The sequence below is a fragment of the Rhodoferax sp. SPJ21 genome, from assembly GCF_058216335.1.
The window spans coordinates 966,417-980,882 of record NZ_JBYZMO010000002.1; the positions used below are offsets into that span (position 1 = coordinate 966,417).

Here is a 14,466-nt window from a genome sequence, read left to right on the forward strand (position 1 = left end):
GGTGCTGGTTTTACCTGCGTCACAGCCACTTTTTATTCAGCAACTTCCTTGATGGAGGCGAAGCGTGCGGCCAGCTCGCGGCGCACTTTCTTGCGCATGATGGACTGCTCGAAGCGGCGCTTTTCGTCGTCCGTGCTGGGCACCAGCGGCGGCACGGGGGCGGGCTTGCGGTCGTCGTCCACGGCCACCATGGTGAAGAAGCAGCTGTTCACATGGCGCACGCTGCGGCTGCGGATGTTCTCGGCCACCACCTTGATGCCCACTTCCATCGACGAGGTGCCGGTGTGGTTGATGCTGGCCAGAAAGGTCACTAGCTCGCCCACGTGGATGGGCTGCAGGAACATCACCTGGTCCACGCTGACGGTGACCACATAGCGACCGGCATAGCGGCTGGCACAGGCGTAGGCCACCTGGTCGAGCAGCTTGAGCACGGCGCCACCGTGCACATTGCCTGAAAAATTGGCCATATCCGGGGTCATCAAGACCGTCATGCTCAGTTGGTGTGCGGGGAGTTCCATCGCGGGCTTTCGTGTAATTCTTGGTGCCGATTATTACTGTTTGCGCAAACCCAGCCGCCCGGCCAGCCGGACTAAATTGGCCCGATGCAAGCCCAGTTCGCGCGCCAGCGAGGCCCAGTTGCCCTGGTGGCGCTGCAGGCCTTCAGCGATGCGCTGGCGCTGGTGGTCGTCCAGCGAGGTGCGCAAATCGGCGGGTGGGGCCACACCGTTCTGCAAGGCGACCGGGGCGGCGGTCGGGGCGGATTGGGCTCCCAGGTCCAGGTGCGCAGCCGTCAGGCTGACGATGCGGGCCCGGGGTGCCGCGCCCTGCAGGGCTTTCAGCGCGCTGCGTGCGATCAGATGCTCCAGCTCGCGCACATTGCCAGGCCAGCCATGGGCCAGCAGTGCGGCCTGGGCGTCGGCATCCAGCCGCAGGCTGCCCAGGCCGAGGCGGGATCGGTTCAGCTCCAGGAAATGCCCGGCCAGCAGCAGCACATCGTGCCCGCGCTCGCGCAGCGGTGGCACCGGCAGTGGGTAGACGCTGAGCCGGTGGTAGAAGTCGGCGCGGTAGCGGCCGGCGCGCACCTCCTGCGCCAGGTCGCGGTTGGTGGCGGCGATGACCCGCACATCGACCCGGTGCTCGCGGTCCGAGCCCAGGCGCTGCAGCTGGCCGCCCTGCAGCCCGCGCAGCAGCTTGGCCTGCACGCTCAGCGATAGCTCGCCCACCTCGTCCAGGAACAGGGTGCCCCCGTCGGCCAGCTCGAACTTGCCGCGCCGGTCGGCCACCGCGCCCGAGAACGCGCCGCGCACATGGCCGAACAGCTCGCTTTCCACCAGCGACTCGGGCAGGGCCGCGCAGTTCAGGCTGATCAGCGGTCGGCTGGCGCGCGGCGAGGCGGCGTGCAGGGCCTGGGCCACCAGCTCCTTGCCGACGCCGGTTTCGCCGGTGATCAGCACCGTCAAGTCGCTGTTGCCTACGGTGGCGATGTCGGCCAGCAGGCGCTGGTGGGCTGGGCTCTGGCCGATCAGCGTGGGGGCTGGGTGCTCTTCGGCCAGCGCGCGGTAGCTTTCGGCGCGCGCATGCTCGGCCTCGAACTGCTGTGCCAGCCCGGCCATGCGCTGCACCACGCTGACGGTGGCCGCTGCCAGGCTGGCGAAGGCCTGCAGGTCGCCCAGATCGACGCTGGAAAACCGCTCTTTGTCCAGCGCGTCCAGGGTCAGCACGCCCCATGGAGTGTCGCCCAGCAGTACCGGGCAGCCCATGCAGTCGTGCACCTCCAGCTGCACGCCGTCGATCAGGCCGTCATAGGGGTCGGGCAGGGGGCTGTCGGGCGGGAAGCGGGTTGGGCCGGGGGCTTGCAGCAGCTGCTGCAGGCGCGGGTGTTCGCTGACCTTGAAGCGCCGCCCCAGGGTGTCGTGGCTCAGGCCATCTACCGCCAGCGGCAGCAGCCAGCCGCCGTCCAGCCGCAGCAGGGCAGCTGCATCGCAGGGAAGCAGGGCGCGCACGGCGGCCAGCAGGCGGCGGTAGCGTTCGCCGTCGGGCAGTTCGCGCGCCAGGTCATCGACCAGCGGCACCAGGGTTTGGAGCAGGTTTTTTGTTATCAAAATGATTCCTTGGTGGATCATTATGAATGTATCAAAAAGATATTTTGCATGCCTAAGTAGTTGATTTTTATAGAGTGAATGGCGGGCATGGAACTTGAGTTAGCACTTGCAGCCGGGCGCCGCCCTGCATCCGATTGAAAGCCACTCCATGCTGACCTCTGAACAACGTGCCATCGTCAAATCCACCGTGCCTCTGCTCGAAAGCGGCGGCGAGGCACTGACCACGTATTTCTACAAAACCATGCTGGCCGAGCACCCCGAGGTGCGGCCCTTCTTCAACCAAGCGCACCAGGCCAACGGCGACCAACCACGCGCGCTGGCCAATGGCGTGCTGATGTACGCCCGCCACATCGACCAACTGGAGCAACTCGGCGGCCTGGTGTCGCAGATCATCAGCAAGCATGTGTCGCTGCAGATTGAGGCCGCGCACTACCCCATCGTTGGCGCCTGCCTGCTGCGCGCCATCCGCGAGGTGCTGGGCGCCGAGATCGCCACCGATGCCGTTATCGCAGCCTGGGGCGCGGCCTATGGCCAATTGGCCGACATCCTCATCGGCGCGGAAGAAAAAATCTATGCCGATGTGGCAGCCGCGCCCGGTGGCTGGCGTGGTGCGCGGGCCTTCCGCGTAGCCCGCAAGGAAGCGGAGAGTGATGAAATCACCTCGTTCTACCTGCAGCCGCAGGACGCTGGCGCGCTGATCGCCTTCCAGCCCGGCCAGTACATCGGCTTGCGCCTGGTGGTGAACGGCAACGAGATACGCCGCAACTACTCGTTGTCGGCCGCGCCCAATGGCGTGGACTACCGCATCAGCGTCAAGCGCGAGGCCGGCGGTGTGGCGTCCAACTACCTGCATGACCAGGTGCAGGTCGGCACGGTGCTGGATGTGTTCCCGCCCGCCGGTGACTTTGTGCTGGCTGCGGGCGACAAGCCGCTGGTGCTCATCAGCGGCGGCGTCGGCATTACACCCACCCTGGCCATGCTGGACGCGGCGCTGCAGGGCACGCGGCCGGTGCACTTCATCCATTGCGCGCGCAACCGCCAGGTGCATGCCTTCCGCCATGCGATCGAGTCGCGCTTGGCCAAGCACCCGCAGTTGCGGCGCTTTTATGCCTACGACGAACATGTGGGCGCCGATGATGCCCCCGACGCCGTGGGCCATTTGCAGCCGCAGCAGCTGGCCCAGTGGCTACCCGCATCGCGCGATGTGGATGCGTACTTTTTGGGGCCCAAGCCCTTTATGCGCCAGATGAAAAAGCAGCTGCGGGACCTGGGCGTGCCCGAGGCACAAACCCGCTATGAATTCTTCGGCCCGGCTGGCGCACTCGAATAGTCGATAGAGCTACGGGAGCATCGTAGAGTTTTCCGGAGCGGTCTGGGCGAGATGAATGGCCTGGACCGCGCCAACAAGCTGGTCCATGTGGAGCCCTTCATCGACGAAGACGGCGTGGCCGTGGCCAGCTCGCCGCGCATTTCCGCTGTCGCGCTGGACCCTCCCGAACGGCCTGGGCACCAAGGCGCCAGTTTGCTTGCAAGACATTGACGGCCTGGTGGCACGCGTGATGTACACCTCGTTGTACAAGATGCATGAACTTGCGCTGCACGGCGTGACCAAGGTGGCGCTGGAAACCCTCACTCGCGCCATCACACGGCGTACCGAATCGCACGTCAAGCTGCACTGAAATAAGCGCCCCGGGGAGGCTAAATCCCTAGCTGAAGCAGCATTTTCCAGATGTAGCATACGGCCCAATTTGTTAACGGGCTGGTGGTGTTGAACATCCACCAAAAAGAGGGAAACCATGAAATTCAACGATCTCCGTGTCGCGACCAAGTTGTGGGCGGTCATTCTGGGTCTTCTGCTATCCATGTTGGCAGTATCGTTTTGGGCGCAACATCGATCCAGTATTGCCCATGCAGAGGCGATGGCGTCCATTGAGCAGACACAAGAGAAAATTGCCATGGCCACTCGGTGGCGTGGTTACGTGGAGACTGCGGTGGCTGCAACGGTGGGCGGGGCCATCTCGACTGATGAGGCGCACGTCGCCATCATGGATGCGCAACTCAAAGAATTCATCGCCAAGATTTCCAAGCTTTACAGCACTATCAAAGAAGGCGCGACCGCTGACGATGACAAGGCTGCCCTGGAAAAAATAAATTCTGCTCGGTCTCCGGTTCTCGCCGCAGTGGCAAAAAGCAAGGAACTGAAGGCTGCTGGCGATGCTGCTGCAACACAGTCCTATGTGGAAAAGACATTTTTCCCTGCGATTGCGAATTATTTCTCGGCGCTGGACGAGTTCTTGAAACTGCAGGAGCAGCACCGTGACGCGGCCAAGTTGCAAGCGGAGCAAGCCCTCGGCAACGTTGCTCTGTGGGGCTTTGCCAGTATCTGTGTCGTCTTCGGAATAGGCATAGCCTTTGTCGTGGCATTGGTGCGCTCGGTCATCCGCCCCCTGCATCGTGCAATTGCGCTGACGGACGCCATTGCGTCCGGCGACCTGACGCATGACATCCAGGAAGAGCGCAAAGACGAGTTTGGCCAGCTGCTACGTAGCCTGTCAGTCATGGTGGTCAAGCTGCGTGGCGTGGTGTCTGAGGTGCGTCTGGGTGTGGACTCGGTGTCTACCGCATCCAACGAGATCGCTACCGGCAACCACGACCTGTCTGAGCGCACCGAGCAGACAGCTTCGAACCTGCAGCAAACCGCCGCCAGCATGGAAGAGCTAACCAGCACAGTCACTCAGTCGGCCGACACGGCGCGCCAGGCCAACCAACTTGCTAGCACCGCCGCCCAGGCTGCCACGCGTGGCGGCGAAGTGGTGGCCCAGGTGGTCAGCACGATGCACAACATCAGCTCGGCCTCACACAAAATTTCCGAGATCATCGGCACTATCGACGGCATTGCCTTCCAGACGAACATCCTGGCTTTGAACGCCGCAGTGGAAGCCGCCCGCGCAGGCGAGCAGGGCCGTGGCTTTGCCGTGGTGGCCAGCGAAGTGCGCAGTCTGGCGCAGCGCTCGGCACAGGCGGCCAAGGAGATCAAGGTGCTCATCGGTGCCTCGGTAGCAACCGTGGAGTCCGGCACCCAGCAGGTGGCCCAGGCGGGTGAAACCATGGGGGAAATCGTCAGCAGCGTGCGCCGCGTCAGCGACCTGATCGGTGAGATCAGCGCCTCGTCGGGCGAACAGCGCGACGGCATCAACCAGGTCAACCAGGCTGTCGCCAATCTGGATCAGATGACGCAGCAGAACGCCGCCCTGGTGGAGGAATCCGCTGCTGCAGCTTCTGGCCTGCGCGAGCAGTCCCAGCGCCTGGCTGAAGTGGTGTCGATCTTCAACGTGGGCAGCCATGCCGCAGCGGGTGGCCGTGCTGCATCTCCGCCGTTGCGGCATGCGCCCGCGTCGCGAACAGCCGCTGCGCCGGTGCCCAAGTCGGCTGTGAGCGCCCCAGCCAGAGCCGCTTTGAAAGCCCCCGCCAAAGCAGCCGCTAAAGCGCCAGCCAAGCCCGCAGCAAAGGCTCCCATCCGCGCCCCGATGAAGGCCCTGGCCCCTGCCAGCAAGCCAGCGGCGGCTTCGGGTGGCGAGGGCGAGTGGGAAAGTTTCTAAATCCGGTTTGCTATCAAATAAAGAGCTTCTGGCGTAGGTAATACCTGCGCTAGAAGCTCTTTTTCATGGGCGTGGTTCCGTTCTGAGGCATGTACCTAATCAGGCTCTTTTTTGATTGGATAAGTGCCTTAGGGCAACGCTGAACAAGTCCCTCGCGGTCTACGTATCGCTGGCCTTGGGTGGTCTGCGGCGTTGCATCCCATCCCGATCCAGGGCACGCAGTCTCGCGCAGACTTATTCAGCGTCGCTCTAAATAATTAATCTTCCGCCGCTTCCACTAGAAACTGCACCCGGCGTTGGCCCTGCCACTCGTTCACATCCAGGCGGAAGGCCAGCGTTACGCGGGCCGGTAGGCTTTCGGTGTGGCCGAACCAGATGCCGTCCACCGGCTGGCCCTGGTGCTTGAGTTTTAGCGACAAATGCTTTTCGCCCACCAGGCGCTGCGACACCACTTCGACTTCTTCACTGAAGGTGGGCGGCGCAAAGCCTTGGCCCCAGACTTCCTTGTGCAGCACATCGACCAGCTCGGCGCGGCAGTATTCGGGCGCCAGCGGGCCGTCGGTTTCCAGGCGCCGCGTCAGCGTGGCGGCGTCCAGCCATTCCAGCGCCACCTGCTGCAGGCCTTGCTCGAACTGCTCGAAATTGTCCTCGTGCACGGTGCAGCCAGCGGCCATGGCGTGGCCGCCAAAGCGCAGCAGCACGCCGGGATGGCGCTTGGCCACCAGGTCGAGTGCGTCGCGCAGGTGGAAGCCGGGGATGGAGCGGCCCGAGCCTTTGAGCTCATGTTCCTTGCCCGGCGCCTTGCTGGCGGCGAACACGAAGATCGGGCGGTGCAGCTTGTCTTTGAGGCGGCTGGCGACGATGCCGACCACGCCTTCGTGGAAGTCGGGGTCGAACACGCAGACCGCTGGCGGCGGCTCTTCGGATTCGTCGAACAGCGACTCGGCCACCAGCATCGCCTGGTCGCGCATGCCGCCTTCGATCTCGCGGCGCTCGCGGTTGATTTTGTCCAGCGTGGTGGCCAGTTCGGTGGCGCGCGCCGTGTCGTCGGTCAGCAGGCATTCGATGCCCAGCGTCATGTCGGCCAGGCGGCCGGCGGCGTTGATGCGCGGGCCCAGTGCAAAGCCGAAATCGAAGGTGGTGGCGACCTTGGCCTGGCGGCCGGCTGCTACAAATAACGCAGCTAGTCCCGCAGGTTGTGCCTGCGCGCGCAGCCTTTTTAACCCTTGGGCTACCAGGCGGCGGTTGTTGGCATCCAGCTTCACCACGTCGGCCACCGTGCCCAGTGCCACCAGGGTCAAGAGCGGGTCCAGCTTAGGTTGGTTCTCGGCGGTGTAGACACCACGGCTGCGCAGCTCGGCGCGCAAGGCCAGCAGCACGTAGAACATGACGCCGACGCCGGCGATGGACTTGCTCTCGAATGTGCAGCCGGGCTGGTTCGGGTTGACCAGCACGTCTGCGTCGGGCAGCACGATCTGGCCGTCTTTCAGTGCGGGCAAGTGGTGGTCTGTTACCAGTACCTGCAGGCCCAGGGCCTTGGCCTCGGCCACGCCTTCCAGGCTGGCAATGCCGTTGTCCACCGTGACCAGCATGTCGGCGCCGCTGTCTTTGACGCGGCGGGCGATGCTGGGTGTCAGGCCGTAGCCGTCCGTCACGCGGTCGGGCACGATGTAGGTGGCGTGCTTGGCGCCCAGCAGGCGCAGGCCGCGCAGGCCCACGGCGCAGGCGGTGGCGCCATCGCAGTCGTAGTCGGCCACGATGCAGAGCTTCTTGTCGGCGGCAATCGCGTCGGCCAGCAGCACGGCGGCGGCCTGCGCGCCCAGCATGCTGGAAGGCGGCAGCAGCTTGCCCAGGCCGTCGTCCAGCGCGTCCTTGTTGGCCACGCCACGGGCTGCGAAAAGGCGCGCCAGCAGCGGGTGGACGCCAGCCTGTTCCAGTGCCCAGACGGCGCGCGGGGGGATGTCGCGTGCTGTAATTTTCATAGCATCTCCAGCACGGTAGATATGCGCTGGCGGCCAAAAATGCTTGAAACCTTTTGCATGAAGCTGCGCGGCAAAGCCTCGAAGCTTTGCGCATTCCGTTCGCCGCACAGGGTGAGTTGCACCTTGTGGCCCTGGTCCAGCGCGGCCAGCAGCTCGGCGCAGGCGCTGGCGTCGATCTGCTGCCAGGCGGCGGCCCAGTGAGCCCAGTCTTCAAACTGCGCGGCTTGCAGCAGGGTTGGCGGCATGCGCGGGGCGGCCACTGGCGGCGGCGGGGCGGGCAGGGCGCCTGCGCCGCTGACCCAGAAGGAGTTGATCGGCGCCAGGCCGCGCTCGGTGCGCGCGTCGTTCACCGCATGGGTGTAGAGCAGCATCTGCATCTCGCTCTGCAGACGGCGCAGCGGGCCGGCTTGCGCGGTGGGGGGCATCCATTCGTCTACATTGCGCGCGCCCACGCCGCTGACCACGCGGTCCAGCGAGGCGGTGGCCAGGCCGCGAAAGACCTCGCTGTGTGCCAGCCAGCGCGTGGGGCTGACGTATTCCAGCTGGATGCCATCTTCTTCAAAGAAGGGCCGCACGGCGGCCAGGATGGTGCGGGACTCGGCCTCCTGCAGGTCCAGGCTATCTGGGTGGGGCATGACGATGTGGTCCGTCATCACCTGCCAGTGGCAGGGAGTGATGAAGGCCCAGGCATGGCCGTCGGCGGCCTCACCGGCCTGCCAGGCGGCCCAGGGAATTTGGCCGTCGGCGGCGCCCAGGCCGTAGTGGCGGGCCAGCGCGCGTTCGTGCGGGGGGGACAGGCTGTCGTCGGGGCCGCTGTCCAGCACGGCGGGCGTCAGGCGCGCCAGCAGGCGTTCCAGGTTGGGCAGGCGCAGGCTGGACAGGGCTTGGCGGCAGCCCTCGACCTCGCTGGCCGCAAGGGGGATCAACACGTGTAGAGAGGTGGACATGGGCCTATTGTCCCGGATGCCGCCGCGCCCCGTTGCAGTGGTGGCACCAAAGCCGTGCAAAGCCCCTGGCACAGGCTTTGCATGGCCTGGGCTGGAGTAGAAGCTGTCAGCAACCCGCCTCAATACATGTCAGGCGTTGGTTGTCGGTCATTGCTCCGGTGACGGAAGTACCGTCGCATGTCCACGCCTTACCGCGTGGGCATTTGTGCCACACCTGGCGGTGGGCGCAACGGAGATCAGCTGTGGTGCCCCGTGCCTTTGCGTGCGGTCTGCCAGCCCACTCCGCGCGGTGCTTTCGTCTTTCCACAGCAAGTAGCTTTAGGAGAGATCGACAATGCAACGCAACCTAGCATCCCCCGCCGTTCACTGGTGTGCCCGCCTGACATTCGCGCTGGCCACCACCACTCTCGCCAGCGCCGCGTGGGCGCAAGACAAGGTCACCTTGCTCACCTCCTGGTACGCCCAGGCCGAGCACGGGGGCTTCTACCAGGCGGCAGCCACCGGCTTGTACAAAAAGTACGGGCTGGACGTGACCATCAAAATGGGCGGCCCGCAGATCAACGGCATCCAGCTGCTGGCAGCGGGCCAGGCCGACTTCATCATGGGCTACGACATCCAGACCCTGAACTCCATCGAGAAAGGCCTGCCGGTGGTGACGGTGGCAGCCTCGTTCCAGAAAGACCTGCAGGGCATCATGGCGCACGACGACGTGAAGAGCCTGGCTGACCTGAAGGGCAAGACCATTCTGGCCAACACCTCCGCCCAGACCAGCTGGCTGCCCTGGCTGCTCGGCAAATACAGCTACAGCATGGACCAGGTGCGGCCCTACACCTTCAATCTGCAGCCCTTCATTGCCGACAAGAACGTGGCGCAAAGCGCCTACCTGTCGTCCGAGCCCTTCATGGCCATGAAGAGCAATGTGCCGGCCAATTTCTTTCTGCTGGCCGACCAGGGCTACCCGCCCTACGGCACCACCATCGTCACTCTGCAGAAGATGGTGGCCGACAAGCCCGACGTGGTGGCTCGCTTTGTCCGCGCCTCGATGGAGGGCTGGAAAAGCTACCTGGCGAACCCGGCACCCGGCAATGAGCTGATCAAGAAAGATAACCCCAAGATGGAAGACGACCTGCTCGCCTTCGCGGTGAAACGTATGAAGGAAGTCAAGGCCGTGGATGGCGGCGATGCAGCCACGCAAGGCGTCGGTGTGATGACCGACACCCGCTGGGAGCAGACCTACAAATTCATGCTTTCCGCCGGCCTGCTGAAGCCCGGTGTGGACTGGAAAAAGGCCTACACCACGCAGTTCGTGAAAGACCTGAAGGTCCTTCCGTAATGATTGCTCACCCCCAGGCTCCACACTGCGTGTTTCCGCCAACCCCCTTGCAGGGGGCGAACCCAGTGGCCCGGCAAAGCCGGTTCCACGGGTTCCCTGGCTTGAAAGCCGGTATGCCCGTCGTTGGGTGGTAAGTAGTTAGATGATCTAGACGATGAGACCCTGGCGAAGGCGACCGCATTGGCGCGCCGGCCGGTGGCGCAGAGCCGCTGCAATGCAGCTCTGCGCCGATCGAGGAGAGAGAAATGTTAGTCACCCAACAACCCGTATTGCGCCGCTTCTGGTACGCGCTGATGCCCATTAGCCAGCTGGACGACGGCCCTAAGCCCTTCACCCTGCTGGGTGAAAACCTGGTGCTGTGGAAGAAGCAGGACGGCACACCCGCCGCGCTGCGCGACCGCTGCTGCCACCGCACGGCCAAGCTGTCCAAAGGCTTTGTCGAAGGCGACAACATCGTCTGCGGCTACCACGGTTGGACCTATGACTGCAGCGGCAGCTGCGTGCGCATTCCGCAAAGCCCCGATGGCAACATCCCCGCCGGGGCCAAGGTGCCGGCCTTCCATTGCCAGGAGCGCTATGGCTATGTGTGGGTGGCGCTGGAAGACCCGCTGCGCGATATTCCACACTTCCCCGAAGACGGCGCGCCCGGCTACCGCCGCATCTTCCAGTTCTATGAGGAATGGAAAACCAGCCCGGTACGGGTGATGGAAAACGCCTTCGACAACTCGCACTTCAGCTTTGTCCACAAGGCCAACTTTGGCGACATCGACCAGCCGGTGCCGCAGAAGTACGAGATCCATGACACCGACTATGGCTTCGAAGCCGAGACCCTGGTGCCGATCAAGAACCCGCCGGCCGGCCACCGCGTCACCGGCAGCACCGCGCCCATGACGCAGCGGCATCTGACCAACCGCTACTACCTGCCGTTTGCGCGCCGCTTTGGCTGCCAGTACCCGGACAGCGGCATCGACCACATCATCTACAACTGCGCCACGCCGATCAGCGACGACCGGCTGATGCTGGTGCAGTGGCTGTACCGCAATGACAGCGAAGCCCAGTGCAGCACACAGGAGCTGATAGCCTGGGACGCGGCCATCACCGCCGAAGACCGCGACATCCTGGAGGCCACCGATTTCGATGCCTGCATCGACACCACGCGCCGGCAGGAATTCCACATGCCCAGCGACCGCCCGGGCCTGATGGTCCGCCGCCAGCTGCTGGACCTGCTGAAGGCCCATGGCGAGGAAGAAGTGCACCAGGGCAACCGGCGCATTCCCATCCACCCTGTATCCACGTAAGGAGCGCACCATGCTGATGCAAGCCCTGCCCATCCCCGTGCAGTCCCTGCCGTCTTTGCCGCCGGACGCGGCCACCGTGCTCCACGCCAACCAGGTGGAGAAGACCTACGGCAATGGCACCCATGCCTTGTCGCGCATGAGCCTGCGCATCCAGCGCGGCGATTTTGTGTCGCTGCTCGGCCCGTCTGGCTGCGGCAAGAGCACGCTGTTGAAGATGTTTGCCGGCCTGGAATCGCCGTCGCACGGCCATGTGCGCTGGGCTGGCCTCGATGCGCCGGCCAAGTCCGGTCTGAAGACGGCCATGGTGTTCCAGGAAGCCACACTGATGCCCTGGACCACGGTGGCGGCGAATGTGCGCCTGCCGCTGGACCTGCACGGCGTACCGCGCGCCGAGGCCGATGCCCGGGTCGCCACGGCGCTGGAGCAGGTAGGGCTGGGCTCGTTTGGCCAGTCGTACCCCCGCGAGCTGTCGGGCGGCATGCAGATGCGTGCCTCGATTGCCCGCGCCCTGGTCACCGAGCCCGATGTGTTGCTGATGGACGAACCCTTCGGCGCGCTCGACGAGTTCACCCGCAACAAGCTGGATGCCGACCTGCGCGCGCTGTGGGCGGCGCGCGGGCTGACGGTGGTGTTCGTCACCCACAGCATCTACGAGGCGGTGTTCTTGTCCAGCCGGGTGGTGATGATGGCGGCGCGGCCGGGCCGGCTGATGGCCGATGTGCCTCTGATTGAATCGGACCGCTCCGAGAGCTACCGCCTGTCCCCTACATTCGCCGACCACTGCCGCGAGCTCTCAGCCCTGCTGATGTCGGCACATTGAAGGAGTAATGACCATGACAACCCCTTTGCTGCAACGCCCCGGCGTGCTTAACTGGCTGGCCCCGATCGGCTTCGGCATCGTGTTGCTGCTGGTCTGGCAGGCGCTGTGCAGTGCCTGGCAGGTGCCGGTGTACCTGGTGCCCAAGCCCAGTGACATCTTCCAGACCCTGCTGACCGACGGCCCCTCGCTGCTGCGCGCGCTGGGCGTGACCATGAAGGTCACGGTACTGGCGTTTGCGCTGGCCGTGGTGCTGGGTGTGGCCGGGGCTTTTCTGTTTGTGCAGAACCGCTTCATCGAGGCCAGCTTGTTTCCCTACGCCATCCTGCTGCAGGTGACGCCGGTAGTGGCGATTGCGCCGTTGATCATCATCTGGGTGAAGAACCCCACCTTCGCCCTGGTGCTGTGCGCCACGCTGGTGACGCTGTTTCCCATCCTGTCGAACACCGTGCTGGGCCTGCGCAGCGTGAACCCGGGTTTGCTGAATCTGTTCAAACTGAACGGCGCCAGCCGCTGGCAGACCCTGGTGCGGCTGCGCATTCCGAGTGCCTTGCCGTTCTTCTTTGGCGGCCTGCGCATCTCCAGCGGCCTGGCCTTGATCGGCGCGGTGGTGGCCGAGTTTGTGGCTGGCACCGGCGGCACCGGCGCAGGGTTGGCGTATGAGATTTTGCAGGCCGGATTCCAGATCAATATCCCGCGCCTATTTGCGGCGCTGGTGCTGATTTCGGTCACCGGTGTATTACTCTTTATCAGCATGGTCTGGCTCTCCAATAGGGCTTTAGGCCACTGGCACGAAAGTACCGTATGACGACCACTTTGATTCGCAACGCCGCTGCCATCCTCAGCGGCCAACCCGGCGCTGCATCCCGCCTTGCCGGTCCCGACATCCGCCTGCGTGGCACGCGCATCGAGGCTATTGGCCAACTCAGCCCGAAACCGGGCGAGACGGTGGTCGACGCGACCGACTGCGTCGTCTACCCCAGCTGGGTCAACACCCACCACCATCTGTTCCAGTCGCTGCTGAAGGGGGACGCGCATGGCATCGACCTGCCGCTGACGGCCTGGCTGGCGGCCACGCCGTACCGCTTCCGCGCGGCGTTTGACGAGCGGCTGTTCCGTATCGCTGCGCGCATCGGCCTGCTGGAGCTGGCACTCTCCGGCTGCGGCACGGTGGCCGACCACAACTACCTGTACTACCCCGGCATGCCGTTCGATAGCTCGGCTATTCTTTTCGAGGAGGCCGAGCGCATGGGCCTGCGCTTTGTGTTGTGCCGGGGCGGTGCCACCCGTACCCGCCAGCTGGAGGCCGGGCTGCCCCAAGCCATGCGGCCCGAGACGCTGGACGCCTACCTGGCCGATGTGGAGCACCTCACCGCGCGCTACCACGACCCGGCGTCTGATGCGATGCGCCGCATCGTCCTGGCGCCCACCACGCCGCCGTATTCGCTGGCGCCGGGCGAGCTGGTCGAGTGCGCCCGCACCGCGCGGCGGCTGGGCATACGCCTGCATTCGCATTTGTCGGAAACCGTGAGCTACCAGGACTCGGTGCACAGCATGCACGGCATGTCGCCGGTGCGCTTTGTTGCCGAGCACGAATGGCTGGGCTCGGATGTGTGGTTCGCCCACCTGGTGAAGCTGGACGCCGAAGAAATCGCCTTGCTGGGCAGCACCCGCACCGGCATCGCCCACTGCCCGCAAAGCAATGGCCGCCTGGGCAGCGGCACCGCACCGGTGATGGCGCTGCAGGCCGCCGGCGTGCCTATCTCCATCGGCGTGGACGGCGCGGCATCGAACGAGGCGGCGGACATGATTTCCGAAGTCCATGCCGTCTGGCTGATGCAGCGCGCCGCCCAGGGTGACCGGGCCCAGCCGCTGTTCCGTGGCGGCACAGGCGAGGGCGATCGGGTTGCGGTGAGCGCCGACGACGTGGTCGCCTGGGGCACCTCGGGCGGTGCCAGCGTGCTCGGCCTGGGTGACGTCGGCACGCTGGCGCCCGGCATGGCGGCAGACCTGGCCATCTACGCGCTGGACGACCCTCGCTACTTTGGCTTGCACGATGTGGCGCTGGGCCCCGTGGTCAGCGGCGGGCGGCCCAGGTTGAAGGCCTTGTTCGTAGCCGGGCAGAAGGTGGTGGCGGACGACCAGGCCCAGGGTGTGGATGTGGCCGAGCTGCGGGCCCAGGCGCGGGCCGCCGTGCGGCAATTGATGGCGTCGTAGGCGCAGCCATTGTTTATAAGAAATAGGCCTGTAGCGCAGGTAGTACCTGCGCAAGCTGCTATTAAAAATGTAGTCTTGCCTGGGCAGGGTTCACCGCTACGTGATGCGCTAGTGCCCTAAAGTGCTCGTGCTTGCTGGTTGCTCGGCCCTAAGCTGGGGTTTGTCGTTAAC

The 14,466-nt window shown here is 64.8% G+C and carries 13 protein-coding genes; 9 read left to right on the top strand and 4 right to left on the bottom strand.

Going from position 1 to position 14,466, the window contains the following annotated elements; genetic code table 11:
- Positions 1–32: 32 nt before the first annotated feature.
- A complete protein-coding gene (locus tag AC4BBN_RS12340) occupies positions 33–518 on the bottom strand; it encodes an acyl-CoA thioesterase (RefSeq protein WP_490592274.1) in 486 nt (161 codons plus the stop codon).
- 33 nt (positions 519–551) lie between these two features.
- The gene (gene norR, locus AC4BBN_RS12345; protein ID WP_490592275.1) at positions 552–2,123 is read right to left on the bottom strand and encodes a nitric oxide reductase transcriptional regulator NorR; all 1,572 of its coding nucleotides are present in this window, start codon (positions 2,121–2,123) and stop codon (positions 552–554) included.
- A 127-nt stretch (positions 2,124–2,250) separates the two neighbouring features.
- Between norR and hmpA the strand changes: the two genes are divergently transcribed.
- The 4 genes from hmpA to AC4BBN_RS12365 all read left to right on the top strand — a co-directional run bounded on the left by hmpA (position 2,251) and on the right by AC4BBN_RS12365 (position 5,701).
- Positions 2,251–3,432 carry an NO-inducible flavohemoprotein gene (gene hmpA, locus AC4BBN_RS12350; protein ID WP_490592276.1) on the top strand — a complete coding sequence of 394 codons (1,182 nt, stop codon included), beginning with the start codon at positions 2,251–2,253 and terminating at the stop codon, positions 3,430–3,432.
- 51 nt (positions 3,433–3,483) lie between these two features.
- The gene (locus AC4BBN_RS12355) at positions 3,484–3,642 is read left to right on the top strand and encodes a hypothetical protein (protein ID WP_490592277.1); all 159 of its coding nucleotides are present in this window, start codon (positions 3,484–3,486) and stop codon (positions 3,640–3,642) included.
- Positions 3,629–3,781, top strand: a complete 153-nt coding sequence (locus AC4BBN_RS12360; protein ID WP_490592278.1) for a hypothetical protein — start codon at positions 3,629–3,631, stop codon at positions 3,779–3,781. The genes AC4BBN_RS12355 and AC4BBN_RS12360 overlap by 14 nt, the downstream gene beginning before the upstream one ends.
- Before the next feature lie 117 nt (positions 3,782–3,898).
- Positions 3,899–5,701, top strand: coding sequence for a methyl-accepting chemotaxis protein (locus tag AC4BBN_RS12365; RefSeq protein ID WP_490592279.1), 1,803 nt, complete (start codon positions 3,899–3,901; stop codon positions 5,699–5,701).
- Positions 5,702–5,958: 257 nt separating this feature from the next.
- Here AC4BBN_RS12365 and recJ read toward each other — a convergent pair whose 3' ends face one another.
- Both recJ and AC4BBN_RS12375 read right to left on the bottom strand, forming a co-directional pair.
- Positions 5,959–7,683: a single-stranded-DNA-specific exonuclease RecJ gene (recJ, locus tag AC4BBN_RS12370; protein ID WP_490592280.1), complete on the bottom strand. Its 1,725-nt coding sequence runs from the start codon at positions 7,681–7,683 to the stop codon at positions 5,959–5,961.
- Positions 7,680–8,630, bottom strand: a complete 951-nt coding sequence (locus AC4BBN_RS12375) for a phosphoglycerate mutase (protein WP_490592281.1) — start codon at positions 8,628–8,630, stop codon at positions 7,680–7,682. Before AC4BBN_RS12375 ends, recJ begins: the two co-directional genes overlap by 4 nt.
- Before the next feature lie 334 nt (positions 8,631–8,964).
- On the opposite strand from AC4BBN_RS12375, the gene AC4BBN_RS12380 reads away from it, so the two are divergent.
- The 5 genes from AC4BBN_RS12380 (at position 8,965) to AC4BBN_RS12400 (ending at position 14,295) form a co-directional block, all read left to right on the top strand.
- On the top strand, positions 8,965–9,963 hold the full coding sequence (locus tag AC4BBN_RS12380; protein ID WP_490592282.1) for an ABC transporter substrate-binding protein: 999 nt from the start codon (positions 8,965–8,967) through the stop codon (positions 9,961–9,963).
- Positions 9,964–10,208: 245 nt separating this feature from the next.
- The gene (locus AC4BBN_RS12385) at positions 10,209–11,261 is read left to right on the top strand and encodes an aromatic ring-hydroxylating dioxygenase subunit alpha (RefSeq protein ID WP_490592283.1); all 1,053 of its coding nucleotides are present in this window, start codon (positions 10,209–10,211) and stop codon (positions 11,259–11,261) included.
- 16 nt (positions 11,262–11,277) lie between these two features.
- The gene (locus tag AC4BBN_RS12390; protein WP_490592866.1) at positions 11,278–12,081 is read left to right on the top strand and encodes an ABC transporter ATP-binding protein; all 804 of its coding nucleotides are present in this window, start codon (positions 11,278–11,280) and stop codon (positions 12,079–12,081) included.
- Between the two features lie 13 nt (positions 12,082–12,094).
- Entirely contained in the window at positions 12,095–12,886 is a 792-nt protein-coding gene (locus tag AC4BBN_RS12395) for an ABC transporter permease (RefSeq protein WP_490592284.1), read from the top strand.
- Positions 12,883–14,295 (top strand): amidohydrolase family protein, encoded by a 1,413-nt coding sequence (locus AC4BBN_RS12400; RefSeq protein WP_490592285.1) that lies wholly within the window; start codon positions 12,883–12,885, stop codon positions 14,293–14,295. Before AC4BBN_RS12395 ends, AC4BBN_RS12400 begins: the two co-directional genes overlap by 4 nt.
- Positions 14,296–14,466 lie beyond the last annotated feature (171 nt).